Below are 22,386 nucleotides of genomic sequence, written 5' to 3'. Positions count from 1 at the left end.
TCCGGAGCGCGAGGCCGCCGGCGCCGGCCGGGCGGTGTGAAAGTCCGTCAGGCCCAGAGCTGGCCGTGCAGCGTCTCGATGGCGGCTTCCGTCGTGGGCGCGGTGTAGACGCCGGTCGACAGGTACTTCCAGCCGCCGTCGGCGACGACGAAGACGATGTCCGCGGATTCGCCGGCCTTGACGGCCTTGCGGCCGACGCCGATGGCGGCGTGGAGTGCGGCGCCGGTGGAGACGCCCGCGAAGATGCCCTCCTGCTGGAGGAGCTCACGGGTGCGGGTGACGGCGTCGGCGGAGCCGACGGAGAAGCGGGTGGTGAGCACCGAGGCGTCGTAGAGCTCGGGCACGAAGCCCTCGTCGAGGTTGCGCAGGCCGTAGACGAGGTCGTCGTAGCGCGGTTCGGCGGCGACGATGCTGACGTCCGGCTTGTTCTCCCGGAGGTAGCGGCCGACGCCCATGAGGGTGCCGGTGGTGCCGAGGCCGGCCACGAAGTGCGTGATGGAGGGGAGGTCGGCGAGGATCTCCGGTCCGGTGGTGGCGTAGTGGGCACCCGCGTTGTCCGGGTTGCCGTACTGGTAGAGCATGACCCAGTCGGGGTGTTCGGCCGAGAGCTCCTTGGCGACGCGGACGGCCGTGTTGGAGCCGCCGGCCGCCGGGGAGGAGATGATCTCGGCGCCCCACATGGTGAGCAGGTCGCGCCGTTCCTGCGAGGTGTTCTCCGGCATGACGCAGACGATGCGGTAGCCCTTGAGCCTGGCCGCCATGGCGAGCGAGATGCCGGTGTTGCCGCTGGTGGGTTCGAGGATGGTGCAGCCGGGTGTCAGGCGGCCGTCCTTCTCCGCCTGCTCCACCATGTGGAGCGCCGGGCGGTCCTTGACCGAGCCGGTGGGGTTGCGGTCCTCCAGCTTGGCCCAGACGCGGACGTCCTCGGACGGGGACAGCCGGGGGAGGCGGACCAGGGGCGTGTTGCCCACGGCCGCCAGCGGGGAGTCGTACCGCATCAGCGCATGCCGCCGGCGACGGCCGGAAGGATGGTGACGTTGTCGCCGTCGCTGAGCTTGGTGGAGATGCCGTCGAGGAAGCGGACGTCCTCGTCGTTGAGGTAGACGTTCACGAAGCGGCGGAGCTGGTCGCCGTCGACGATGCGCTCACGGATGCCGTGGTGACGGCTCTCCAGGTCGACGAGGAGGTCGGCGAGGGTCTCCCCGCTGCCTTCGACCGCCTTGGCGCCGTCGGTGTAGGTGCGGAGGATGGTCGGGATGCGGACCTCGATGGCCATGGCGTGGGCTCCTGTCGGAAGCGGGGAGGTGGCGGGGGCGCGCGTTCGTGTGCCCCCGCGCGGGGGGTGGTGCGTACGTGGTGCGCTCGGACCGCGGCTCAGGCCGGGCGGTTCACGGGCAGGCGGCAGCCGGACACATCGCGCTGGAAAGCCTGCACAGGTCGACGTGCAGCCGCGCGACGAGCAGCATGCCCGGCGTCTTGTCGCTCACGTCATGGGGAACCATGCGCTCATCGTATCGATTCCCCACCCGTAACCCGGAGTGTGATTCCACATGGTGGATGGTGAGCGTTCGCGATGCGGACAGCGGGTGGGGGCGGTGCGTCCGGGGCCGCCCCCGGGCGTCAGGCGGCGCCCGGGTAGGCCTCGACGATCTCGACCTCTTCCTCGGTGATCTCGCCGTCCACGATCCGGTACGAGCGGAACTGGAAGGGGCCCGCGTCGTCGGTGTCCGCGGTGGAGACCAGGACGTAGTGGGCGCCGGGCTCGTTGGCGTAGGTGAGGTCGGTGCGCGAGGGGTAGGCCTCGGTCGCGGTGTGGGAGTGGTAGATGATCACCGGCTCCTCGTCGCGGTCGTCCATCTCACGGTAGAGCTTCAGCAGGTCCGCGGAGTCGAACTCGTAGAACGTGGGTGAGCGCGCGGCGTTGAGCATGGGGACGAAGCGTTCGGGACGGCCCGTCCCGGCCGGGCCGGCGACCACTCCGCACGCCTCGTCGGGGTGGTCCGCGCGGGAGTGCGCGACGATCTGGTCGTGGAGCGCCTGGGTAAGGGTCAGCATGGCCCCCAGGATAAGCAGACGGGCCCCCGCGTACCGAGGCGTGGTACGCGGGGGCCCGGATGCCGGACGGGGCCGTTGGGGCGGCCCGTGTCCCGGGGCTGCCGTCGCGCCGTTCAGCGCTTGGCGAAGGCCTTTCCGTCAGGGTCGCGCGACCTGAGCACCAGGTAGGAGACGCCCAGGATGAGGCCCCACAGCGGTGCGCAGTACAGCGAGATCCTGGCGTCCTTGTCGATGGCCATCATGAGGATGACGAGTCCGATGAACCCGAGGGCGAACCAGCTGGTGAACGGCGCCCCGGGCGCCCTGAAGCTGGACTGGGGCAGTTCGCCGCGGTCGGCCCTGGCGCGGAAGCGGATCTGGCAGACCAGGATCATGATCCAGGCCCACATGCCGGAGATGGTCGCGAAGGAGACGACGTAGTTGAACGCGTCGCCCGGCCACTGGTAGTTGATCCAGACGCCGACGAGCATCAGCGCGGCGGAGAAGGTGGTGCCGACCAGCGGGAGGCCGTTCCTGGTCAGCCTGGTGAAGGCCTTGGGGCCCTGGCCGTTGACCGCGAGGTCACGCAGCATGCGGCCGGTGGAGTACATCCCGGAGTTGCAGGAGGAGAGCGCGGCGGTGAGCACCACGAAGTTCACGATCGCGGCGCCGATGCCGAGGCCCATCTCCTCGAACGCGGCGACGAACGGCGAGACGCCCGGCTTGAAGGTGCTCCACGGGACCACCGAGAGGATCATGATCAGCGCGCCCACGTAGAAGACGGCGATGCGCCACGGCACGGTGTTGATGGCCTTGGGCAGGACGGTCTTGGGGTCCTTGGACTCTCCCGCGGTGACGCCGACGAGCTCGACGGCGAGGAACGCGAACATCACGATCTGGAGGGTCATCAGCGTGCCGCCGACACCCCGGGGGAAGAAGCCGCCGTCGTTCCACAGATTGCTGACGGTCGCGGTGTCACCGGCGTCGGAGAAGCCGACCGTGAGCACCCCGGCGCAGATGAGGATCATGCCGAGGATCGCGGTGACCTTGACCATCGAGAACCAGAACTCCAGCTCGCCGAAGAGCTTCACGGAGATCAGGTTGGCGCCGTAGAGAATGACCGTGAACACCAGCGCGGACAGCCATTGCGGGATATTCCACCAGTACGTCATATAGGTCGCCGCGGCGGTGACTTCGGTGATTCCCGTGACGACCCAGAAGAGCCAGTACGTCCAGCCGGTGACGAATCCGAAGAACGGCCCGAGGAATTCACGCGCGTACTCCGAGAAGGAGCCGGACACCGGGCGGTACATGAGGAGTTCGCCCAGGGCGCGCATGATGAAGAAGATGACCAGGCCCGCGATGGCGTACGCCAGGATGAGGCTGGGGCCCGCCCGGTCGATGGCTTTGCCCGCGCCGAGGAAGAGTCCCGTGCCGATGGCTCCGCCGATGGCGATCATCTGGATCTGGCGGGCTCCCAGGCCACGCTGGTATCCCTCGCCCGCCGGGGCGTCGGCGGCCCCCTTCGGGCCGTCCGCCTGTCCGTTGTCGACCTGCGCCGATGTCATGGTGGTGCGCCTTTCTCCACGCCGATCCGCGCCGTCCTCTGCGTCGGATCAGGTCCTGATCCCCCCGGATATGGATGGAGTGCCGCCGGCGTTCGGCCGGCTCGTGGCGCCCCCGGGGACAGGGGTGGCGTCCCCGGGCGGTCGTGAAGATTTATCACGGTCGCGGGGTCGTACTGTCGGACATTATGTGGCGCACACCACAGGAAAAAGCGGACAAGCGTTTCCAGGCGCTGCAAAGAACGCCATTCAGGTGACGGGATCGTTATTCGGATTTGAGCATCCGTTGAGCGAGTCCGGGGACCTCAGTCGGGCATCAGCGTTTCCACGAGCGTTTCCTGGAGGGCGCCGAGCCAGAGATACGCCATCACCATCGGCTTGCGCGGATCGCTGTCGGGGAGCCGGTAGAGCGAACCGTCCTGGCCCTCGTCCTCGTCGGACACCTCCAGGCGGGTGCCGATCGTGAGGCGGAGGTCGTTGAGGGAGCCGAGCCAGTGGTGGCACTCCTCGGCGGTGAGGGTGAGCACCGCGCCGGTGTCGGCCACCGGCGAGAGCGCGTCGAGCGACCGCACGACGGCGAGGGCGTTCTCGCGCTTGCCGGTGCGCAGGTCGTTCTCGGTGAAGCGGCGGAACTCGGCGGACGCCTCGCGCAGCTCCTTGTCCTCGTTCCCGTAGGCCTCCGGGAAGAGCCGGGCGAGGGCCGGGTCGGAGGGCGGCTCGCTGGGCCCCTCGGTGAAGAGGGCCGCGAGCGGGTCCTCGCCCTCGGCGGGTTCGTCGCCGGGGCCGATCAGTTCGAGCAGCTGGACGGCGAGGGAGCGCAGGATGGCGACCTCGACCTCGTCGAGGGCGACGGACGCGCCGCCGCCTGGGATGGCCTCGAAGTGGCCGGCCATGGATTCTCCGATGGTGGGTCGGGCGGAGGGCAGCGGTGGGTCAGTTGCGGTCCTGGGTCAGCGTGGCCCAGAGCCCGTAGCCGTGCATGGCCTGGACGTCGCGCTCCATCTCCTCGCGACTGCCGCTGGAGACGACCGCACGGCCCTTCTGGTGGACGTCGAGCATCAGTTTGTGCGCCTTGTCCTTGGAGTAGCCGAAGTAGGCCTGGAAGACATACGTCACATAGCTCATGAGGTTGACCGGGTCGTTGTGCACCAGCGTCACCCAGGGGACGTCGGGCTCGGGGACGGCGAAGGTCTCCTCGGCCGATTCCGGACGTTCGATCTCTACGGGGGAAGCAACGCTCACCCACCCCATGCTGCCACCTGTGAGGGGCCCGCGCACAAACGGCGCCCCCATCTCGTCACTTTGACGAATAGGGAGTAGCATCCCCGGCATGAACTCAGCGGACCTTGGGCGGCGGGTCGGTGTGCCGTCGACCGCGCTCTTCACCGACCAGTACGAGCTCACGATGGTGCAGGCCGCACTGAAGGCCGGAACGGCGGACCGCCGTTCCGTCTTCGAGGCCTTCACGCGCCGGCTGCCCGAGGGGCGGCGCTACGGCGTCGTCGCGGGAACCGGCCGGGTGCTCGACGCGGTGGAGAACTTCCACTTCGACGACGAGATGCTCACCTTCCTGCGCGACCAGCACGTCGTGGACGCGGCCACCGTCGACTGGCTGGCCGACTACCGCTTCAGCGGCGACATCTGGGGCTACCCGGAGGGCGAGGTGTACTTCCCCGGCTCGCCGCTCCTGCGGGTCGAGGGCTCCTTCGCCGAGTGCGTGCTGCTGGAGACCGTGATCCTGTCGATCCTGAACCACGACTCCGCCATCGCGGCCGCCGCGTCCCGGATGTCGGCCGCCGCGGGCGGCCGCAGGCTCATCGAGATGGGCGCGCGGCGCACGCACGAGCTGTCGGCGGTGGCGTCGGCCCGCGCCGCGTACATCGGCGGCTTCCACACGACGTCGGACCTGGCGGCCGGCTTCCGCTACAACATCCCGACCGTCGGGACGAGCGCACACGCCTTCACCCTGCTGCACGACAGCGAGCGCGACGCCTTCCGGGCGCAGGTGGACTCGCTGGGCCGGGGCACGTCGCTGCTGGTCGACACCTACGACGTGGCCGAGGCCGTCCGTACGGCGGTGGAGGTCGCGGGTCCCGAGCTGGGGGCCGTACGCATCGACTCGGGCGACCTGCTGCTCGTCGCGCACCGGGTGCGCCAGCAGCTGGACGAGCTCGGCGCCACGGAGACGAAGATCGTGGTGACCTCGGACCTGGACGAGTACGCCATCGCCTCGCTGGCCGCCGCGCCCGTCGACACCTACGGGGTGGGCACGCAGCTGGTCACCGGCAGCGGGCACCCGACCTGCTCGATGGTCTACAAACTGGTGGCGCGTGCGCGCTCCGCCGATCCGGCCGACCCGCTGCTCCCGGTGGTGAAGAAGTCACTGGGCGCGAAGTCGTCGAGGGGCGGCCGCAAGTGGGCCGCGCGCCGGCTCGACGGGCACGGGGTGGCCGAGGCCGAGGTGATCGGCAGCGGCGGGGTTCCGGAGGAGCTGGCGGACCGGCAGCTGCTGGTGGAGCTGGTCAGGGGCGGCGAGGTGGTCGGCCGGGAGCCGCTGGAGGCCGCGCGCGAGCGGCACGTCAGGGCGCGGGCCGGACTGCCGATGTCGGCGATGCAGCTGTCGCGCGGGGAACCCGTGCTGCCCACCGAGTACGCCTGAGGCCCGCGGGGCGCGTACGGCACCGGCGCACGGGCCCGCGGGCCCCTGACGGGCCCCTGGCGGCCCGGCCGGGCCCGTCCGGAACCGGTACCGCCCGATCCGGCGTGTCGGGGGGAGGAGAGCCGACGCGTGCACCCCCTCCCGCGGGGTGCGCCGAGTCTCTAGGCTCGGAGGCACGACCCCACCACCGTCCCCACCGCACCGCTCCGCAGCACGAGCCCGACCCCCACCGAAGGACAACCGCCATGCATCGCGCCTTGATCGTCGTGGACGTTCAGAACGACTTCTGCGAGGGCGGCAGCCTCGCGGTGGCGGGCGGCGCCGATGTCGCCGCCGCCATCACCGACCTGATCGGCGAGGCCCGGCCCGGCTACCGCCACGTCGTGGCCACCCGGGACCACCACATCGACCCCGGTGACCACTTCTCCGACACCCCCGACTTCGAGCACTCCTGGCCGCCGCACTGCGTCGCCGGCACGGAGGGCGTGGGCTTCCACCCCAATTTCGCCCCGGCCGTGGCCTCCGGCGCGATCGACACCGTCTTCGACAAGGGCGCCCACTCCGCGGCGTACAGCGGTTTCGAGGGCGTCGACGAGAACGGCACCGGGCTCGCCCAGTGGCTGCGGGACCGTTCCGTCACCGCGGTCGACGTCGTGGGCATCGCCACGGACCACTGTGTGCGGGCCACCGCCCTGGACGCCGCCCGCGAGGGCTTCGCCACGCAGGTGCTGCTCGACCTGACCGCCGGAGTCGCCGAGGGGACCACCGAGCGGGCCCTGGAGGAGCTGCGCACCGCGGGCGTGGAGCTGTCGGGCAAGCCGGTCGTCTGACCTGCCCGGCCGGCTCAGGCCGCCGGGCGGGCGGGCCCCGCGTACCCGGCGGAGCCCAGCAGCGCCCGTATCGGGTGCCAGAGCTCCTGTCCGGTCTGCGGCGCCGTGCGCCAGAGCAGCCCGTCCGGGTGGTGCAGGACCGCCGTGACCTCGTCCGGGGTCGGCGGGTGGGCGTTGCCCCTGAGGTAGACGGCGCGCATCCCGAGGTTGCGCAGCCTGGTCAGGGCGCGCGCCCGGTTCACGGCGTGCACCAGCACCCGTACCTGCTCCCCGTGGCCGCGGCCGCCGGCCGGGCCGTTCAGGGTCAGTGCCACCACCACGGTGCCGTTCGGCAACCTGCAGAAACCTCCGCCTGCCATGCTTCGTGCTCCCCCGTAAGACTTCGTGTCAATAAGGATCCGGTAGGACGCACCTAAACACGATCGGCCGCCGCCCGCTAGAGGGCGACGGCCGATCATGCTTCGACCTGCGGTTTCTTCTTCTACTTGCCCGAGGGGCCGACCTTCAACGTGATCGTCGAGCCGCTGAGCGGCTCGTTCACGATGGAGATCTTGGTGTTGGTGTCAGAAACCTTGACACTTCCTGTCGGGTTTTCCGCGTACCAGTAGGTGCCCTTGCGGTCGTCGAAGACCGGGACGCCCAGCGACGGCTTGATCTTCAGCGGGACGTCCGCGTTGTGCAGCGTGAAGCCCTTGTTCGGGTACCAGCTGAACGGCGCGTCGAAGGGCTGGATCTTGTTGCGGACGACCGTGCCGTTCGCCCACTTCAGCGGCTTGGCGTGGGAGTCCACCGGAAGGATCAGGCCCTGGCCGGGGTGCTGCGAGGTGTTGTTGTCCTTCTGGGAGGTGTCCCAGAGCCAGACCATCAGGCCGTTCTGGTACGAGTAGTGCTCGACCCAGTCCGGACGGGTGGTGGAGAAGCCGAAGTTGTACGGGCCGACCTCGAGGGTCTTGTCGTACGAGACGTACTGGCGGTTCTCGGCGATGTAGTACTGCGGGTAGTCGTTGGTGAACGACTCCCCGATCCGCGAGAAGCCCTTGGCGGTCCAGCCGTTGTCGTCGCCCTCGGCACCGTCGCTGAAGACCACGGCGCCGTCGGCGGTGACCGTGATGGCGTCGGCGGTGAAGCCCTTGCCGCCCGCGCCGCCGTCCGTCTGGTAGCGGAAGCGCAGGTCGATCTTCTTGCCCGCGTACGCGTCCAGCGGGTACGACAGCTTCTTGTACGCGCCCGAGACGTCCGTCAGGGCCGGCTTGTCGCTGGCGTCACGCGGGATGGCCCTGCCGTCGGCCGTGCCGTCGAGCGCGGTCCAGCTGCTGCCGCCATTCTCCGACACCTCGGTGTAGAGGTAGTCGTAGTCGGCCTCGATGTCGTACCAGCCGGAGAGGTCCAGCGACGCCGAGGACCTGCCGGTCAGGTCGACCGAGCGGGTCAGGGTGTTCGACAGGTCGTCACCCATGTCGCTCCACCACTGCTTGGAGCCCTCGGCCGGCTTGGTGACCGTGGTGGTCACGGCCTTCTCGGGAAGATCGACGACGAGCGCCTGCTTGTCCTTGGTGTTGTACTCCGCGACACCCAGCTTGTGGGTCGACTTCGTCGCGGCCTTCGCCTTGTCGTAGTCGAGCCAGCCCAGCTGGAGCTTGTCCCAGGCGGTCATGTCGCCCGGGAGGTTGCCTATCTCGCCCTTGCCGGTGCCGAGCCAGGAGCCCGCCGACATCAGGGACCAGAAGCCGACCGAGTTCTCGCCGCCGCCGGAGGTGTCGTACAGGTCCGGGAGGCCGAGGTCGTGGGCGTACTCGTGGGCGAAGACGCCCAGGCCGCCGTTCTCGGGCTGCGCGGTGTAGTCGCCGACCCAGATGCCCGTGTCACCGATCTCGGTGCCGCCGGCCTTGTTGCCCGCGGGGCCCGTCGCGCCGGCGTTCGTGCCGTAGGCGTACCAGCGGTGCGCCCAGATGGCGTTCGTGCCCTCGGCGCCGCCGCCGGCGGACTCGTCCTCACCGGCGTGGACCAGCTGGAAGTGGTCGATGTAGCCGTCGGGCTCGTTGAAGTCGCCGTCGCCGTCGTAGTCGTAGCGGTCCCACTGGTCGTACTGCGCCAGGTCCGCCTTGATCTGGGCCTGCGTACGGCCCTTCGCCTTCTGGTCGGCGACCCAGGCGTTGACGCCGTCGCGGACGGCGTCCCAGACGTTGGCGCAGTTGGTCGAGCCGCAGTAGTTCGAGCCGTAACGGGCCTCGTTGTACGGGACCTTGACCCAGTCGGAGACCTCGCCGTCGACCGAGTAGCGCCCCGAGGACGTCTTCTCGTAGTACGTCTTGAGCGAGTCCTTGCCCTTGTCCTGGCCGAAGTACAGGTCCTGGAAGTGGGCCTGGTCGTAGTCGGCCTGCCAGGCGGTGCTGTTGTCCTTCGCCGGGTCGGGCTTCGCTATCTCGTTGTGCAGCGGGCCGGGCGTGCCGCCGTACTTCCTGACGGGCGGCTTCGGGCCGTCGCCGTCGGGGTCGTACATCGTGGTGTCGTCGACCTGGTCGCCGAACTCCACGAGGATGGTGAAGATCTTGTCGGTCTTCTCGCGCCCGAGCTCGACGTACTTGCTCTTGCCGAGCTTGACGACCTTCGAACCGCCCTGGGCGGTCACCTTCTTGTCGCCGGACAGGACCTTCTCCAGCGCGGCCTGACGCTGGGCGTCCTGCTGCTTGCTGAAGGGGCCTTCCAGGTCGTGTTCGTGCGCCTTGACCGGCGCGGGGTCCTGGCGGTCGACGACGGAGACGCCGGAGCCCGGCGCCCTTTCGTCCGCCTGCGCCGTGGCGAAGGCGGAGGCCGTCGCGGCGGTGGCGGCCAGGCACACGGCTACGGCGGTGGCGCGCAGCGCCCGTCTCTGAGTGGTCACGTGATGCAGTCCTCCCCGGCGTTCGCGTCCGCGGCCAGGGGGTGAAGACGGGCCGCGCGCGTTCAACGCGTCACAAGTGACGACATTCGATCGGAGTTATGAGAGAAAAGACAGATCTTGACTTGCACATACCAAGTGCACTATGCGGGAGGCCTCTTCCGGTATCCGGACGTGCGGCCGGACCCCCGACCGGCGCGCCGAACGCCCCGGCCGGTGCCGGCGTGACTCCGTGCGCCCCCCGTGCACCGGCACCGTCGGTGAGGCGGCGCTTACTGCCGGTTCCTCCCGGGCATCCACCGTCGTAGAGTCGATTGACAGTGCGAACGGCTTGAGAGACCTCCCTATCCGACACCCCGAGGACGGATACCGCCATGCCGCGTCCGACTGCCGCACAGATCTCCTACGGTTCGGCCACCGTCGTCGTCTGCGCCCTCGCCATGCTGCTGCTGTTCCGCACGGAGTCGGGCATCGGCGTCGCCGCCGTCGGCACCGCGGCGATGGTGCTGGGGCTGCTGGTGGCCATGGCCCTGCCGGCCCGCGCGAAGCCGGTCCGCCGGCTGACGGCACCGCCCACCGCCGCCCGCACGCACCGCACCATCGAGGACATCGAGATCGCCGCCGCCCAGCGGGCACGGGTCGGCGAGCACTCGCTGCGCCGCTGAACGCCCGGGGCCTCACGGGACGGTGACGACCACGGTCTTGCCCGCCTTGTCCTGAAGACCCTGCCGGTAGGGCTTGTCCGTGAACATCAGCACGATGTTGATCAGCCACCACAGGCACGGGCAGCACAGCAGCGCCGGGAGCCAGAGCACGACGGCCCGCACCAGCGAGGAGCTCGTGTCGGGAACCGAGCCGTCGTTGAGCATCGCGACCCGCATCTTCAGCAGCCGCTTGCCCGGCGTCCTGCCGTCCTTGTGGGTGAAGTAGGTGTCGTAGCCGACGTACACCACGAGGCCGATCAGCGACCAGACGAGCTGGTGCCCGGTGTAGGCGTTGCCCACCGCGTTGCCGAAGCTGCCGTTGTTGTCGTCCGAGACGTCGACCGCGCCGCCGAAGGGCAGCGAGATCAGGTACAGCGGGATCGAGATGATGAGGAAGTCGATCAGCCGCGCCAGGATCCGCTTGCCCGGTTCGGCCAGCGGAGGCATGCCGGCCAGCGGGTCGGCACCGAAGGGACCGCCGCCGTACGGGTCGTTCGGCGGCGGGGGCGGCCCGCCGCCGTAGGGCGAACCGCCCTGCGGGGGTGGCGGCCCCTGCGGCGGCCGCTTCGAGAACGGGTCGTCGTCGGGCGGCGGGGGCGGCGGTTCGTTGCTCATGGGGGCAGTGCACCCCGGCCCGAGAAGGCCCGCAACGGCTGAGGTCCCTTCGGGGGACGGGGCGTCAGCACACGGGCGTACGGGGTGCTCAGCCCCCGGCGACGAACGTACGGGCCGCCTTGTCGTGCCAGCACTGGCGCCACGGACGGTCGATCAGGCACCAGAGCACGTTGACCACCCCGACGACGACCAGGCCCAGCACGCCGTACACCAGCCAGCGGCGCAGCGCCGCCCCGAGGTCCGGCGCGTCGTGGCTCTCGATGTCCCGCACCTCCAGACCGCACAGCTTCTTGCCCAGCGTGCGGCCCCACCTGGCGGTGGGCACGGCCTCCAGGAGGGCGCCGAGGACCAGGAAGACGGCGAGCACCCCGCCGAACAGCGCGGCCGTGGTGGAGTCCAGGAGCCAGACCGTGACCGTCTCACCGGACAGCTTCGCCGCCTGGATCTTCTGGTCGACGTGGTCCAGCGCCCGGGTGACCAGCGGGAAGCCGGCCGCGCCGACGAGCGCGCCGAGCACGGCCGTGTCCACGAGCCGGGCGGCCAGCCGCTTGCCGAGCGCGGCGGGCCTGGCGGCCGCCTGGGACCGGGCCAGCTGCTGGAAGGGATCGTCCACCGGAGGCTTCCAGGGCACGACCGGGCCCTGCTGACCGGGCACGACGCCCTGCTGCTGGGCGGGCAGCGGCCCCTGGCGCGCGGTCAGGGGCTGCTGCGGGCGCGCCGTCGGGGCGGGCTGGGCGAGCTGGTGGACCTGCTGCGGCCAGGGCGCGGCCCCGGCGGCGCCCGGCGGCGGGGGCGTGCCCGGTGCCGGTGCCTGGGCCTGCGGCGGGGTGGACGCGGGAGCGGGAGCGGGCGCGGGCTGGGGGGCTCCGCCCGGCGGGAGGGCGCGGACCCCCCTCGCCCCGTCCGGGTGGGCGGGCCCCTCCTGGCGGGGAAGCGGGGGCCGGCCCGCGGCGGGGCCCACCGGGCGGATCGTGACCGTGCCGTCGGTCGGCGGACGGCTGCCGGGGCCTTCGGCGCGGAGGGTGACGGTGCCTTCGGTCACCTCGTCGTTGCCGTCCCGCATCCCGGGCAGGGCCCCGCGCGCCGGTTCCGGTACGCCGGGCCGCCGGGGGTCGGCGGGCGCGCCGTCCGCCGGGGAGGCGGCGGGCCGCGGTACGGAGGCGGAGGGCGGTGCCCCGGCGCCGGGTCCGGGCGCGCCGGCCCCGGGAACGCGCGGGTCCGGGCCGCCCCAGGCGACCCGGTGGTCGCGTTCACCGCCGAAACCGGTCTGCCGGGAGGTGTCGGCCTGCCAGGCGGACGCCGGCCTGCCGCGGCCGGGGGCCGCGTCCGCCCCGTCGGCGTCCTCCCCGTCCGCGTCGAGGTACACCGGACCCGTCTCGTCCACCGGGGCCGGCCGGCCCGGGGCGGGGTCGGCCGCCGGGGCGGGCAGCGCCGCGGGGGCCGTCCCGTCCTGCGGGGGCGCGGGCCGGCTGGTGCCCGGGACCCATGAAGCCCCGTTCCAGTACCGGACGTAGCCGGGAATGGACGGGTCGGGGTAGTACCCCTCGCGGGGGCTTTCGTCACCGGGTGCCGGGGTTGGGGCGCTCATCACCGTGGTCCCGTATCTCTTCGAGGCCTCAATACAAGGGTCCACATCTATCAGACCACCGAGCACCCCCGGGCCTGTCCTGCCGTTTGGACCACTTTCAGGGTCCGGGGAAGTTTTTCTGGGAAGTCGCGTCATAGACGTCCGGGAGGGCGCTCTCTCCTTGTGCGGACCGGTCACGGGACCGGCCCCTACGAGCATCGGAAGGTCGTACACCCTCATGCAGAACGCCGTGGAACGCGAGTTGGAAGTGAAGCTGGTCCTGTCGCCCGAGCGGTCCGTCCCCGTGCCCGCCCGGCTCTCCTACTTCACCGACGACCCGTACGCCGTGCACGTCACCTTCCACATCGGCTCCGAGTCGCCCGTGCACTGGACGTTCGCCCGCGAACTGCTGGTGGAGGGGGTGTTCCGGCCGTGCGGCCACGGGGACGTGCGGATCTGGCCCACCAAGGTCGAGGACCGGGGCATCATCTGCGTCGCCCTCACCTCGCCCGACGGCAACGCCCTCCTGGAGGTGCCGTCGGCAGCCGCCGCCGCGTGGGTGGAGCGCACCCTGCGGGTGGTGCCCCCGGGGACCGAGAGCACCCTGCTGGGGCTGGACGGCGCCCTGGCCGAGCTGCTGACCCCGCTGCCGGCCGACGACCTCTGGCTGGGCGATCCGTGGTCGCAGGACGAGGCGCAGGACGGCGAGGGCTGAGCGGTGGCGCGCCGGGGTCAGAACAGCTTGCCGGGGTTGAGCAGCCCGAGCGGGTCGAAGGCGGCCTTGATACCCCGCTGCAACTCAAGTCCCACCTCGCCCAGTTCGCGGGCGAGCCACTCCTTCTTCAGTACGCCGACACCGTGTTCGCCCGTGATGGTGCCGCCCAGTTCCAGACCCAGGGCCATGATCTCGTCGAAGGACTCACGGGCCCTGCGGGACTCGTCGGCGTCCGTGTGGTCGAAGCAGACGACGGGGTGGGTGTTGCCGTCGCCCGCGTGGGCGCAGACGCCGATGGTCAGTCCGTACTTCTCGGCGACGGCGGCGGTCCCCTCGATCATCGCGCCCAGCCGGGAGCGGGGCACGCACACGTCGTCGATCATCGTGGCGGATCTGACGGTCTCCAGGGCGGGGAGGGCCAGCCGCCGTGCCTGGAGGAGGAGTTCGGACTCCGCCGCGTTCTCGGCGGGCACGACCTCGGTGGCCCCGGACGCGGTGCACAGTTCCCCGACGGCCGCGAGGTCGGCCGCCGGGTCGGGCGTGTCGAAGGCGCAGAGCAGCAGCGCCTCGGTCGTGTCGGGCAGGCCCATGGAGGCCGTCGCGTTGACGGCCCGCACGGTCGTACGGTCCATCAGTTCGAGGAGTGACGGAGTGTGTCCCCGCTCCATGATCCGGCACACCGCGTCACAGGCCGCCGCCGCGGAGGGGAACTCGGCGGCGAGCGCCAGCTGCTGCGGCGGCATGGGCCGCAGCGCGAGGACGGCCTTGACGACGATGCCGAGGCTGCCCTCCGAGCCGACGAAGAGCCGGGTGAGGTCGTATCCGGCGACGCCCTTCGCGGTGCGCCGACCGGTTTTGAGCAGCCGCCCGTCGGCCAGGACCACCTCCAGGCCCAGGACGTACTCGGCGGTGACGCCGTACTTCACGCAGCACAGCCCGCCGGACGCGGTGCCGATGTTCCCGCCGATCGTGCAGGTCTCCCAGCTCGACGGGTCCGGCGGGTAGCAGAGGCCGTGCCCGTTGACGGCGCGCGACAGCGTGGCGTTGACGACGCCCGGCTCGACGACCGCGATCCGGTCGACCGGGTCGATCTCCAGGATCCGGTCCATCTTCACCAGCGAGAGCACGACGCAGCCGTCCGAGGCGTTGGCCGCGCCCGACAGTCCGGTGCGCGCGCCCTGCGGGACGACCGGGACCCGCAGGGCGGTGGCGGTCCGCATGACGTGCTGGACCTCCTCGACCGTGCGCGGGAGGACCACGACGGCAGGCGTTCCCGCGTCGCAGAAGCTCGCCATGTCGTGGGCGTACGAGGCGGTGACGTCCGGGTCCGTGATCAGTGCCCCGGGCGGAAGACCCGCTCGCAGTCGTTCGAGAAGAGCGTCCATGATCCGAGCCTGACACCCGGGGCCAATGGTGTGAACCCGTCTGCGTCGACCTTCGCGGAACGCGATGCGATCTTCGTACTGACGCAGAGTGATGGTCATGGATGCCAAGCCGCAGCAGAATCCGGAGCCGCCCCCCTCCCCCCTGCCGCCCCAGGGTGCGACGTCCGTCCCACCGCCCCCCGCGCCGATGCGCACGACGCTGCGCAGGGCGGCGTTCGGCGCGGTGGCCGCGGCGGTGCTCGTGGCCGGTGCGGTGATCGCCGTGCCGGACGAGGAGGCGGCCGCACCGCCCGCGCCGGGGCCGGTGGCACGGGCCGAGGCCGCGTCGGCGGCGGGCTCCCCCGCGTCCCTGTCCGATCTGACGGCCCTCATCGGCGACCGCCAGAAGTTCGTGGAGACGCACCCGGCGGACGCCCCGGCCTGGGCGGTGCTCGGCAGGGCGTACGTGGAGTGGGGGCAGCGGTCCGCGGACACGGCGTACTACGCGCGGGCCGAGCAGGCCCTCCAGCGGTCGCTGGCCGCGCAGCCGGGTGAGCGCGGCAACGCGGAGGCGTGGGTGGGCCTCGGGGCGCTCGCCAACGCCCGCAACGACTTCCTCGCCGGGAAGAAGTGGGGGGAGACGGTCCGCGCCCGGGAGCCGAAGAGCTGGGCGGCCTACGCGGTGCTGATCGACGCGTACGACGGTCTCGGCGAGTACCCGGCGGCCGCCAGGGCCACGGAGAAGTACGGCACCCTGCGCAAGGGCGTGACGGCGCTGGCCAGGACGTCCCGGATGTACCGCGACCAGGGCTGGCGCGAGGACGCCCTGGCCACCGCCCAGGAGGCCGCGGACCACGCCGCCACCCCGGCGGAGAAGGCGGCGGCCCTGGACCGCCTCGGGGACCTCGCCGCCGAGCGCGGGGAGGCGGCCGTAGCGCTCGCGCAGTACGACGCGGCCCTGCGCACCGACCGCGGCCACCTCCCCTCCCTCGCGGGCCGGGCCCGCGCCCTGGCGGCCCTGGGCCGCAAGGACGAGGCGCTGGCGGAGTACCGCACCGTGACGACGAAGCTGCCCCGGCCCGAGTACGTGCTCGAACTGGGCGAGCTGTACGAGTCGCTGGGCCTGGACGGCGATGCGCGGACCCAGTACGACAAGCTCCGCGGCCTCCTCTCCCGGGCGAGGACGGCCGGGGTCGACGAGTCGCTGACCGAGGCCCGCTTCGAGGCCGACCACGGCGACCCGGAGGCCGCGGTGGAACTGATGCGCACCGCGTGGGCGGCGCAGCGCCGCAGCTCGGAGGTCGCGGACACCCTGGCCTGGTCGCTGCACCGGGCGGGCCGGAGCGAGGAGGGCGTGCAGTACGCCGACCGGGCGGTGGAGACCGGGGTGCGCAACGCCTCGTACACCTACCACCTGGGGGTGATCGAGAGCGCCCTGGGGGAGGACGGCCCGGCGCGCGGCCATCTGGAGGAGGCCCTCCGTACGAACCCGGACTTCTCGCCGCTGGCCGCCCCGCTCGCACGGGAGGCGCTGGACGGGCTGGGTGACCCGGCGTCGGGCGGGCCGGCGCAGATGCAGCCGCCGGCGCCCTCCGCCGAGCCGCGCCCCTCGCGGGAGGCACGCCCGTCGCGGGAGCCCTCGCCCGAGGCGTCGCCGGAACCCGCCAAGGAGAGCCGGCCGGAGGCGTCCGCCGCCGCGGCCCCCTCCCCGGGCGCGAAGGGCGGCGCCACACCGTCCCCGTGACGCCCGGTACGGCGAAGGGCCCCCTCCCCCGTGCGGGGAGGGGGCCCTTCGCGGTGTCCGTCAGAGGTTTCCGCGCTTCTCCTGCTCGCGCTCGATCGCCTCGAACAGGGCCTTGAAGTTGCCCTTGCCGAAGCCCATCGAGCCGTGCCGCTCGATCATCTCGAAGAAGACCGTCGGGCGGTCCTGGACCGGCTTGGTGAAGATCTGGAGCAGGTAGCCGTCCTCGTCGCGGTCGACGAGGATCTTCAGCTCGCGCAGCGTCTCCACGGGCACCCGGGTCTCGCCCGCCCACTCCCCCAGGGTGTCGTAGTACGAGTCCGGGGTGTCCAGGAACTGCACGCCCGCCGCGCGCATGGCCCGCACGGAGGCCACGATGTCGTTCGTGGCGAGCGCGATGTGCTGGACGCCCGCGCCGCCGTAGAACTCCAGGTACTCGTCGATCTGCGACTTCTTCTTCGCGATCGCCGGCTCGTTGATGGGGAACTTCACCTTCAGCGTGCCGTCGGCGACGACCTTCGACATGAGGGCGGAGTACTCGGTGGCGATGTCGTCGCCGACGAACTCCTTCATGTTGGTGAAGCCCATGACCTTGTTGTAGAAGGTCACCCACTCGTTCATCCGGCCGAGCTCGACGTTGCCGACGCAGTGGTCGATGGCCTGGAAGGTCCGCTTCGCGGCCGGCTCGACGATCGGGTCGGCGGCGGCGTAGCCGGGGAGGTACGGCCCGTCGTAGCCGCCGCGCTCGACCAACGTGTGGCGGGTCCTGCCGTACGTGGCGATGGCGGCCAGGACGACCGTGCCGTGCTCGTCCTTGACCTCGTACGGCTCGGTGAGGCCCTTCGCGCCGTGCTCGACGGCGTACGCGTAGGCCGCCCGGGCGTCGGGGACCTCGATGGCGAGGTCGACCACGCCGTCACCGTGGGCGTGCACGTGGTCCGTGAGGAAGGTGCCCCATTCGGTGGACGCCTTGACGACGGAGGTGAGGACGAAGCGGGCCGAACCGTTGGTCAGGACGTAACTCGCGGTCTCGCGGCTGCCGTTCTCCGGTCCGGAGTAGGCGACGAGCTTCATGCCGAAGGCGGTCGAGTAGTAGTGCGCCGCCTGCTTGGCGTTGCCCACCGCGAAGACCACCGCGTCCATTCCCTTGACCGGGAAGGGATCGGCCTGCCGGGCGGTGTCGGGGGTGGTGTGCACAGTCTCAGTCATGTCCGAAGGTTCCCGCCGCCTCGCAAGGTGCGCAACAGTTCGGCCATCCACTGGTCAATCTGTACACACTGCCGCCAGGATGGGCGGGCTGTCTGTACAGCCTGACTACCCGGGAGGCGGATCATGGCGATCGACCGGCTGGACGGCCGGCTCATCGTGCTGCTGGCGCGTGAGCCCCGTATCGGTGTGCTGGAGGCGTCGCGGCGGCTCGGGGTGGCACGCGGGACGGTCCAGGCGCGGCTGGACCGGCTTCAGTCGAATGGCGTCATCCGCGGCTTCGGCCCGGACGTGGACCCGTCGGCGCTCGGCTATCCCGTCACCGCGTTCGCCACGCTGGAGATCAAGCAGGGCCAAGGCAGTGACGTGCGCGCCCATTTGAGGGGGGTGCCCGAGGTGCTGGAGCTGCACACGACGACCGGCCACGGGGACATGCTCTGCCGGCTCGTGGCCCGGTCGAACGCCGACCTCCAGCGGGTGATCGACCGCGTGGTCGGCTTTGATGGCATCGTCCGGGCCTCCACGGCGATCGTCATGGAAAACCCGGTGCCGCTGCGTATTATCCCGCTGGTTGAGCAGGCTGCAGAGGACACCGACTGAGCCGAGGGAGCAACATGTGAACTTCTGGGAGTATTTGGGGACCAGGCACCAGCAGCTGCTGACCGACGCGTTCCAGCACGCGAGCGCCGTCTTCCAGTGCATGGTCATCGCCACCCTCCTCGGCGTCCTGATCGGTGTCGTCAGCTACCGCAGCGGCTGGGGCGGCTCACTGGCCGTCACGTCCACCTCGGCGATCCTCACCATCCCCTCGCTCGCGGCGATCGGTCTCCTGATCCCGCTCGTCGGCCTCGGGGTACCGCCCACCGTGATCATCCTGACGCTCTACGGGCTGCTGCCCATCGTCCGCAACTGCATCGTCGGGCTGCGCGGGGTCGACCCGTCCCTCGTCGACGCGGCGAAGGGCATCGGGATGTCCCGGACGAGGCGGCTCCTCAAGGTGGAACTGCCCCTCGCATGGCCTCCCATCCTCACCGGCATCCGGGTCTCCACCCAGATGCTGATGGGCATCGCCGCCATCGCCGCGTACGCCTCGGGTCCCGGTCTCGGCAACGAGATCTTCCGCGGACTCGCCTCACTGGGAAGTGCCAACGCCATCAACCAGGTCCTCGCCGGCACCATCGGCATCGTCATCCTCGCCCTGCTCTTCGACGCCGCGTACGTCCTGCTCGGGCGGCTCACCATCTCCAGGGGGATCCGTGTCTGAGACCGCCACCCAGCCGACGGATCCGGCACCGCCCCGCCCCGACGGCACCTCGGGCGCCACCATCCGGCTGGAGAACCTCAGCAAGTCCTATCCCGGCAGCCCGGCCCCCGCCGTGGACAACGTGTCTATGGACATCAAGGCCGGCGAGACCGTGATCCTCGTCGGCCCCTCGGGCTGCGGGAAGTCCACCACCCTGAAGATGATCAACCGTCTGATCGAGCCGACGTCCGGGCGGATCAGGATCAACGACGAGGACGTCACCGACATGGACCCGGTGAAGCTGCGCCGGAAGATCGGTTACGCCATCCAGTCCTCCGGCCTCTTCCCCCACATGACGGTCGCCGAGAACATCGCCCTCGTGCCGAGGATGACGGGCTGGTCCAAGTCCGGGGTGAAGGACCGGGTCGAGGAGATGCTCGACCTGGTGGGACTGGATCCCCGCGAGTTCCACGGGCGCTATCCGCGCCAGCTCTCCGGGGGCCAGCAGCAGCGGGTGGGCGTGGCGCGGGCGCTGGCCGCGGACCCGCCGGTGCTGCTGATGGACGAGCCGTTCGGGGCGGTCGACCCGATCACCCGCGACCACCTCCAGGACGAGCTGATCCGGCTCCAGCACGAGCTGCACAAGACGATCGTCTTCGTCACCCACGACTTCGACGAGGCGATCAAGCTCGGGGACCGCATCGCGGTGCTCCGGGAGCAGTCGCACATCGCGCAGTTCGACACCCCCGAGGCCATCCTCACCAACCCGACGGACGACTTCGTCTCGGGCTTCGTGGGCGCGGGCGCGGCGCTGAAGCGGCTCAACCTCACCCGGGTGAGGGACGTGGGGATCGCCGACTTCCCCACGGTCACCGTCGAGGACCCGCTCCAGTCGATCTTCAACAAGCTGCGGGACGGCCGGCACAACGAGCTGCTGATGCTGGACCGCCGCAACCGTCCGTACAAGTGGCTGCGGCGCGGCGACCTGATGCGGGCCAAGGGTTCGCTGGCCAGAGCGGGTCAGCTGGTGCACGACACGGTGACCAGGGACGCGACGCTGCACGACGCGCTGGAGGCGGTGCTGACCGACAGCGGCGGGCGGGTCGCCGTGACGGGGCGGCGGGGCGAGTTCATCGGCGTCGTCGACATGCACACCCTGCTGAACTCCGTGCAGGAACTCCTGGAGGCCGACCGCCTCACCGCCATGGAGCACCAGCACGATCTGGAGGAGCTGCGCGTCCACCGGACGGAGCGGGAACTGGAGGGCGGTGGCAGCGGGCTATGACCCCCAGTCATCAGGCACCTCCCAAGGGGTCCCGGCCCCCCGGAGAGCATGACGTGGGAGGCCTCGCCTTCCGCGACGAGGAGGCCGAGCCCTCCGCGCCGCCGTCCGGGCCGCGGCGCCGCATCACCTGGCAGAAGCTCGCGCTGGTGCCGTCCGTCCTCGCGGTCGTCCTGGTGGCGACGTACCTGTGGATCTCGCACGTCGAGCTCGACTCGATCGCGCGGAACTCACTGGCCGGCGACACCGTCGAGGTGCGCTGGTGGCAGCACGTCAGGCTGACCGCGATCTCCACCTTCTGGGTGCTGGTCATCGCGATCCCGCTCGGCATCGCGCTCACCCGCCGGGGCATCAGGAAGGCCGCTCCCGGCGTGACCGCCATCGCCAACATCGGACAGGCCACCCCGGCGATCGGGCTGCTGGCGCTGCTGGTGATCTGGCTGGGCATCGGACCGTCGACCGCGATCATCGGCATGGTGATCTACGCCGTCCTGCCGGTGCTCTCCAACACGGTGGCGGGGCTGAACTCGATCGAGCCGACCCTCGTCGAGGCCTCCCGGGGCATCGGCATGTCGGCGGTCGGCACGCTCACCCGGGTGGAACTCCCGCTCGCCGTCCCGCTGATCCTCGCCGGTGTGCGCACCGCCCTGGTGCTCAACGTCGGCACGGCGACGCTGGCCACCTTCGGGGGCGGCGGCGGCCTCGGCGACCTGATCACCTCGGGGATCCAGACGCAGCGCATGCCCGTGCTGGTCCTCGGATCGGTACTGACCGTGGTGCTGGCCCTGCTCGTGGACTGGCTGGCCTCGCTGGTCGAACTGTGGCTGACGCCGCGCGGACTGGAGGACGCATGAGGGTACGCACGGGCCTGGCGTCGGTCGCCGCGCTCGCCCTCCTCCTCACGGGGTGCGGGCTGAAGAGCGGATCGCCGCTGGTGGACGACGTGGAACCGGGGTCGGTCGGGCAGGGCAAGCCGCTCAAGGGCGCCTCGCTGACCGTCACCTCGAAGAACTTCAGCGAGAACATCATCCTCGGCAACGTGATCGGCCTGGTCTTCAAGGCGGCCGGCGCGGAGGTGCTGGACCGCACGAACCTGCCGGGGTCGATCAGCGCCCGCGAGGCGGTCGTCCAGGGGCAGGCCGACGCGCTGTACGACTACACGGGCACGGCGTGGATCACCTATCTGGGCCATGCCGAGCCGATCGCGGACCCGGAGAAGCAGTGGAAGGCGGTCCGTGACGAGGACCTGGGGAAGGGCGTGACCTGGCTGCCCCCGGCCACCCTCGACAACACGTACGCCCTGGCCGTCAGCAAGAAGAACAACGCCAGGTACCACCTGAAGACCCTCTCCGACGTGGCCGCGCTCGCCAAGAAGGACCCGAAGGCCGTGACGGTCTGCGTGGAGAACGAGTTCGCCTCACGCGACGACGGGCTGCCCGGCATGGAGAAGAAGTACGGGATGGACCTGCCGGCCTCGAACATCAAGAAGATGGACGCCGGGATCATCTACACGCAGGTGTCGAAGTCGGACTCCTGCCTGCTGGGCGAGGTGTACACCACGGACGGCCGCATCCGGGCGATGGACCTGGACGTGCTGGAGGACGACAGGAAGTTCTTCCCCAACTACAACGCCGCCCCGGTCATCCACACGGCGACCCTGGACAAGTACCCGGAGATCGCCACGATGCTGGCGCCGGTGACCAGGAAGCTGACGACGGATCTCGCGCAGGAGCTCAACTCCAAGGTGGACGTGGACGGCCAGGACCCGCACGAGGTGGCGAAGGACTGGCTGCTGAAGGAAGGATTCATCAAGGAGGGCTGAACGGGAGGGCACCCGCTCGGCCGGACGGGACCGGGGCAGCCCCCGCGGGGGCGGGGGGGGGCCCGGGCCCGTGCCGGGCCCCGGCCAGAAATTTGAAATAAACCGGTTCCAAAATTTGTTTTAAACAAAAAACAGATTCCATAGCACCCAAAGGGGCCCCA

The 22,386-nt window shown here is 70.8% G+C and carries 23 protein-coding genes; 10 read left to right on the top strand and 13 right to left on the bottom strand.

From position 1 onward, the window contains the following. Nucleotides 1–47: 47 nt before the first annotated feature. The 7 genes from ACFVS9_RS00390 to clpS form a co-directional block, all read right to left on the bottom strand. Entirely contained in the window at nucleotides 48–998 is a 951-nt protein-coding gene (locus ACFVS9_RS00390; protein ID WP_389929136.1) for a PLP-dependent cysteine synthase family protein, read from the bottom strand. Then, nucleotides 998–1,276: a MoaD/ThiS family protein gene (locus ACFVS9_RS00385; protein ID WP_383117991.1), complete on the bottom strand. Its 279-nt coding sequence runs from the start codon at nucleotides 1,274–1,276 to the stop codon at nucleotides 998–1,000. The genes ACFVS9_RS00390 and ACFVS9_RS00385 overlap by 1 nt, the downstream gene beginning before the upstream one ends. Before the next feature lie 112 nt (nucleotides 1,277–1,388). Further along, a complete protein-coding gene (locus ACFVS9_RS00380; RefSeq protein ID WP_015577357.1) occupies nucleotides 1,389–1,502 on the bottom strand; it encodes a putative leader peptide in 114 nt (37 codons plus the stop codon). Between the two features lie 118 nt (nucleotides 1,503–1,620). Next, a complete protein-coding gene (locus ACFVS9_RS00375) occupies nucleotides 1,621–2,055 on the bottom strand; it encodes a Mov34/MPN/PAD-1 family protein (RefSeq protein ID WP_383117992.1) in 435 nt (144 codons plus the stop codon). A gap of 113 nt (nucleotides 2,056–2,168) precedes the next feature. After that, a complete protein-coding gene (locus ACFVS9_RS00370; RefSeq protein ID WP_383117993.1) occupies nucleotides 2,169–3,602 on the bottom strand; it encodes an amino acid permease in 1,434 nt (477 codons plus the stop codon). A 302-nt stretch (nucleotides 3,603–3,904) separates the two neighbouring features. Then, entirely contained in the window at nucleotides 3,905–4,492 is a 588-nt protein-coding gene (locus ACFVS9_RS00365; protein WP_389929133.1) for a DUF2017 domain-containing protein, read from the bottom strand. Nucleotides 4,493–4,532: 40 nt separating this feature from the next. Beyond that, nucleotides 4,533–4,850 (bottom strand): ATP-dependent Clp protease adapter ClpS, encoded by a 318-nt coding sequence (gene clpS / locus ACFVS9_RS00360; protein WP_389929131.1) that lies wholly within the window; start codon nucleotides 4,848–4,850, stop codon nucleotides 4,533–4,535. Between the two features lie 79 nt (nucleotides 4,851–4,929). Between clpS and ACFVS9_RS00355 the strand changes: the two genes are divergently transcribed. Continuing rightward, nucleotides 4,930–6,258 carry a nicotinate phosphoribosyltransferase gene (locus ACFVS9_RS00355; RefSeq protein ID WP_389929129.1) on the top strand — a complete coding sequence of 443 codons (1,329 nt, stop codon included), beginning with the start codon at nucleotides 4,930–4,932 and terminating at the stop codon, nucleotides 6,256–6,258. A gap of 245 nt (nucleotides 6,259–6,503) precedes the next feature. Beyond that, complete coding sequence (locus tag ACFVS9_RS00350) at nucleotides 6,504–7,088, top strand: isochorismatase family protein (protein ID WP_383117997.1); 585 nt, start codon at nucleotides 6,504–6,506, stop codon at nucleotides 7,086–7,088. Between the two features lie 14 nt (nucleotides 7,089–7,102). Here the strand turns inward: ACFVS9_RS00350 and ACFVS9_RS00345 are convergent, their stop codons facing one another. Further along, nucleotides 7,103–7,447 (bottom strand): hypothetical protein, encoded by a 345-nt coding sequence (locus tag ACFVS9_RS00345; protein WP_383117998.1) that lies wholly within the window; start codon nucleotides 7,445–7,447, stop codon nucleotides 7,103–7,105. 122 nt (nucleotides 7,448–7,569) lie between these two features. Further along, nucleotides 7,570–9,969: an immune inhibitor A domain-containing protein gene (locus ACFVS9_RS00340; RefSeq protein ID WP_389929127.1), complete on the bottom strand. Its 2,400-nt coding sequence runs from the start codon at nucleotides 9,967–9,969 to the stop codon at nucleotides 7,570–7,572. Nucleotides 9,970–10,340: 371 nt separating this feature from the next. Between ACFVS9_RS00340 and ACFVS9_RS00335 the strand changes: the two genes are divergently transcribed. Further along, nucleotides 10,341–10,631 carry a hypothetical protein gene (locus tag ACFVS9_RS00335; protein ID WP_383118000.1) on the top strand — a complete coding sequence of 97 codons (291 nt, stop codon included), beginning with the start codon at nucleotides 10,341–10,343 and terminating at the stop codon, nucleotides 10,629–10,631. A 12-nt stretch (nucleotides 10,632–10,643) separates the two neighbouring features. On the opposite strand, the gene ACFVS9_RS00330 is transcribed toward ACFVS9_RS00335, so the two are convergent. Further along, nucleotides 10,644–11,285 (bottom strand): RDD family protein, encoded by a 642-nt coding sequence (locus tag ACFVS9_RS00330; protein WP_383118001.1) that lies wholly within the window; start codon nucleotides 11,283–11,285, stop codon nucleotides 10,644–10,646. Nucleotides 11,286–11,373: 88 nt separating this feature from the next. Then, nucleotides 11,374–12,873, bottom strand: a complete 1,500-nt coding sequence (locus tag ACFVS9_RS00325; protein WP_389929124.1) for an RDD family protein — start codon at nucleotides 12,871–12,873, stop codon at nucleotides 11,374–11,376. Between the two features lie 217 nt (nucleotides 12,874–13,090). Here ACFVS9_RS00325 and ACFVS9_RS00320 point away from each other — a divergent pair, with 217 nt between their 5' ends. Continuing rightward, entirely contained in the window at nucleotides 13,091–13,567 is a 477-nt protein-coding gene (locus tag ACFVS9_RS00320) for an SsgA family sporulation/cell division regulator (RefSeq protein ID WP_383118003.1), read from the top strand. A gap of 17 nt (nucleotides 13,568–13,584) precedes the next feature. On the opposite strand, the gene ACFVS9_RS00315 is transcribed toward ACFVS9_RS00320, so the two are convergent. Further along, nucleotides 13,585–14,952 carry an FAD-binding oxidoreductase gene (locus tag ACFVS9_RS00315; RefSeq protein WP_389929122.1) on the bottom strand — a complete coding sequence of 456 codons (1,368 nt, stop codon included), beginning with the start codon at nucleotides 14,950–14,952 and terminating at the stop codon, nucleotides 13,585–13,587. 97 nt (nucleotides 14,953–15,049) lie between these two features. On the opposite strand from ACFVS9_RS00315, the gene ACFVS9_RS00310 reads away from it, so the two are divergent. Then, nucleotides 15,050–16,675: a tetratricopeptide repeat protein gene (locus ACFVS9_RS00310; protein ID WP_389929120.1), complete on the top strand. Its 1,626-nt coding sequence runs from the start codon at nucleotides 15,050–15,052 to the stop codon at nucleotides 16,673–16,675. Nucleotides 16,676–16,735: 60 nt separating this feature from the next. Here ACFVS9_RS00310 and hppD read toward each other — a convergent pair whose 3' ends face one another. Continuing rightward, nucleotides 16,736–17,881: a 4-hydroxyphenylpyruvate dioxygenase gene (gene hppD / locus ACFVS9_RS00305; RefSeq protein ID WP_383118006.1), complete on the bottom strand. Its 1,146-nt coding sequence runs from the start codon at nucleotides 17,879–17,881 to the stop codon at nucleotides 16,736–16,738. 123 nt (nucleotides 17,882–18,004) lie between these two features. On the opposite strand from hppD, the gene ACFVS9_RS00300 reads away from it, so the two are divergent. Genes ACFVS9_RS00300 through ACFVS9_RS00280 form a run of 5 tightly spaced genes read left to right on the top strand, consistent with a single transcriptional unit; the run spans nucleotide 18,005 to nucleotide 22,225 of the window. Beyond that, complete coding sequence (locus ACFVS9_RS00300) at nucleotides 18,005–18,478, top strand: Lrp/AsnC family transcriptional regulator (RefSeq protein WP_383118007.1); 474 nt, start codon at nucleotides 18,005–18,007, stop codon at nucleotides 18,476–18,478. A gap of 16 nt (nucleotides 18,479–18,494) precedes the next feature. Then, entirely contained in the window at nucleotides 18,495–19,142 is a 648-nt protein-coding gene (locus ACFVS9_RS00295; protein ID WP_383118008.1) for an ABC transporter permease, read from the top strand. Further along, nucleotides 19,135–20,406 carry a betaine/proline/choline family ABC transporter ATP-binding protein gene (locus ACFVS9_RS00290; protein ID WP_383118009.1) on the top strand — a complete coding sequence of 424 codons (1,272 nt, stop codon included), beginning with the start codon at nucleotides 19,135–19,137 and terminating at the stop codon, nucleotides 20,404–20,406. Before ACFVS9_RS00295 ends, ACFVS9_RS00290 begins: the two co-directional genes overlap by 8 nt. Further along, on the top strand, nucleotides 20,403–21,257 hold the full coding sequence (locus ACFVS9_RS00285; RefSeq protein WP_383118010.1) for an ABC transporter permease: 855 nt from the start codon (nucleotides 20,403–20,405) through the stop codon (nucleotides 21,255–21,257). Before ACFVS9_RS00290 ends, ACFVS9_RS00285 begins: the two co-directional genes overlap by 4 nt. After that, complete coding sequence (locus ACFVS9_RS00280; RefSeq protein WP_383118011.1) at nucleotides 21,254–22,225, top strand: glycine betaine ABC transporter substrate-binding protein; 972 nt, start codon at nucleotides 21,254–21,256, stop codon at nucleotides 22,223–22,225. The genes ACFVS9_RS00285 and ACFVS9_RS00280 overlap by 4 nt, the downstream gene beginning before the upstream one ends. The last annotated feature ends 161 nt before the right edge of the window (nucleotides 22,226–22,386 follow it).

Origin of the sequence: Streptomyces sp. NPDC058008 (assembly GCF_042886395.1) — a bacterium.
Taxonomy (GTDB): domain Bacteria; phylum Actinomycetota; class Actinomycetes; order Streptomycetales; family Streptomycetaceae; genus Streptomyces.
The sequence above is the reverse complement of the archived record's forward strand: the minus strand, read 5'-3'. Positions and strand labels throughout refer to the sequence as shown.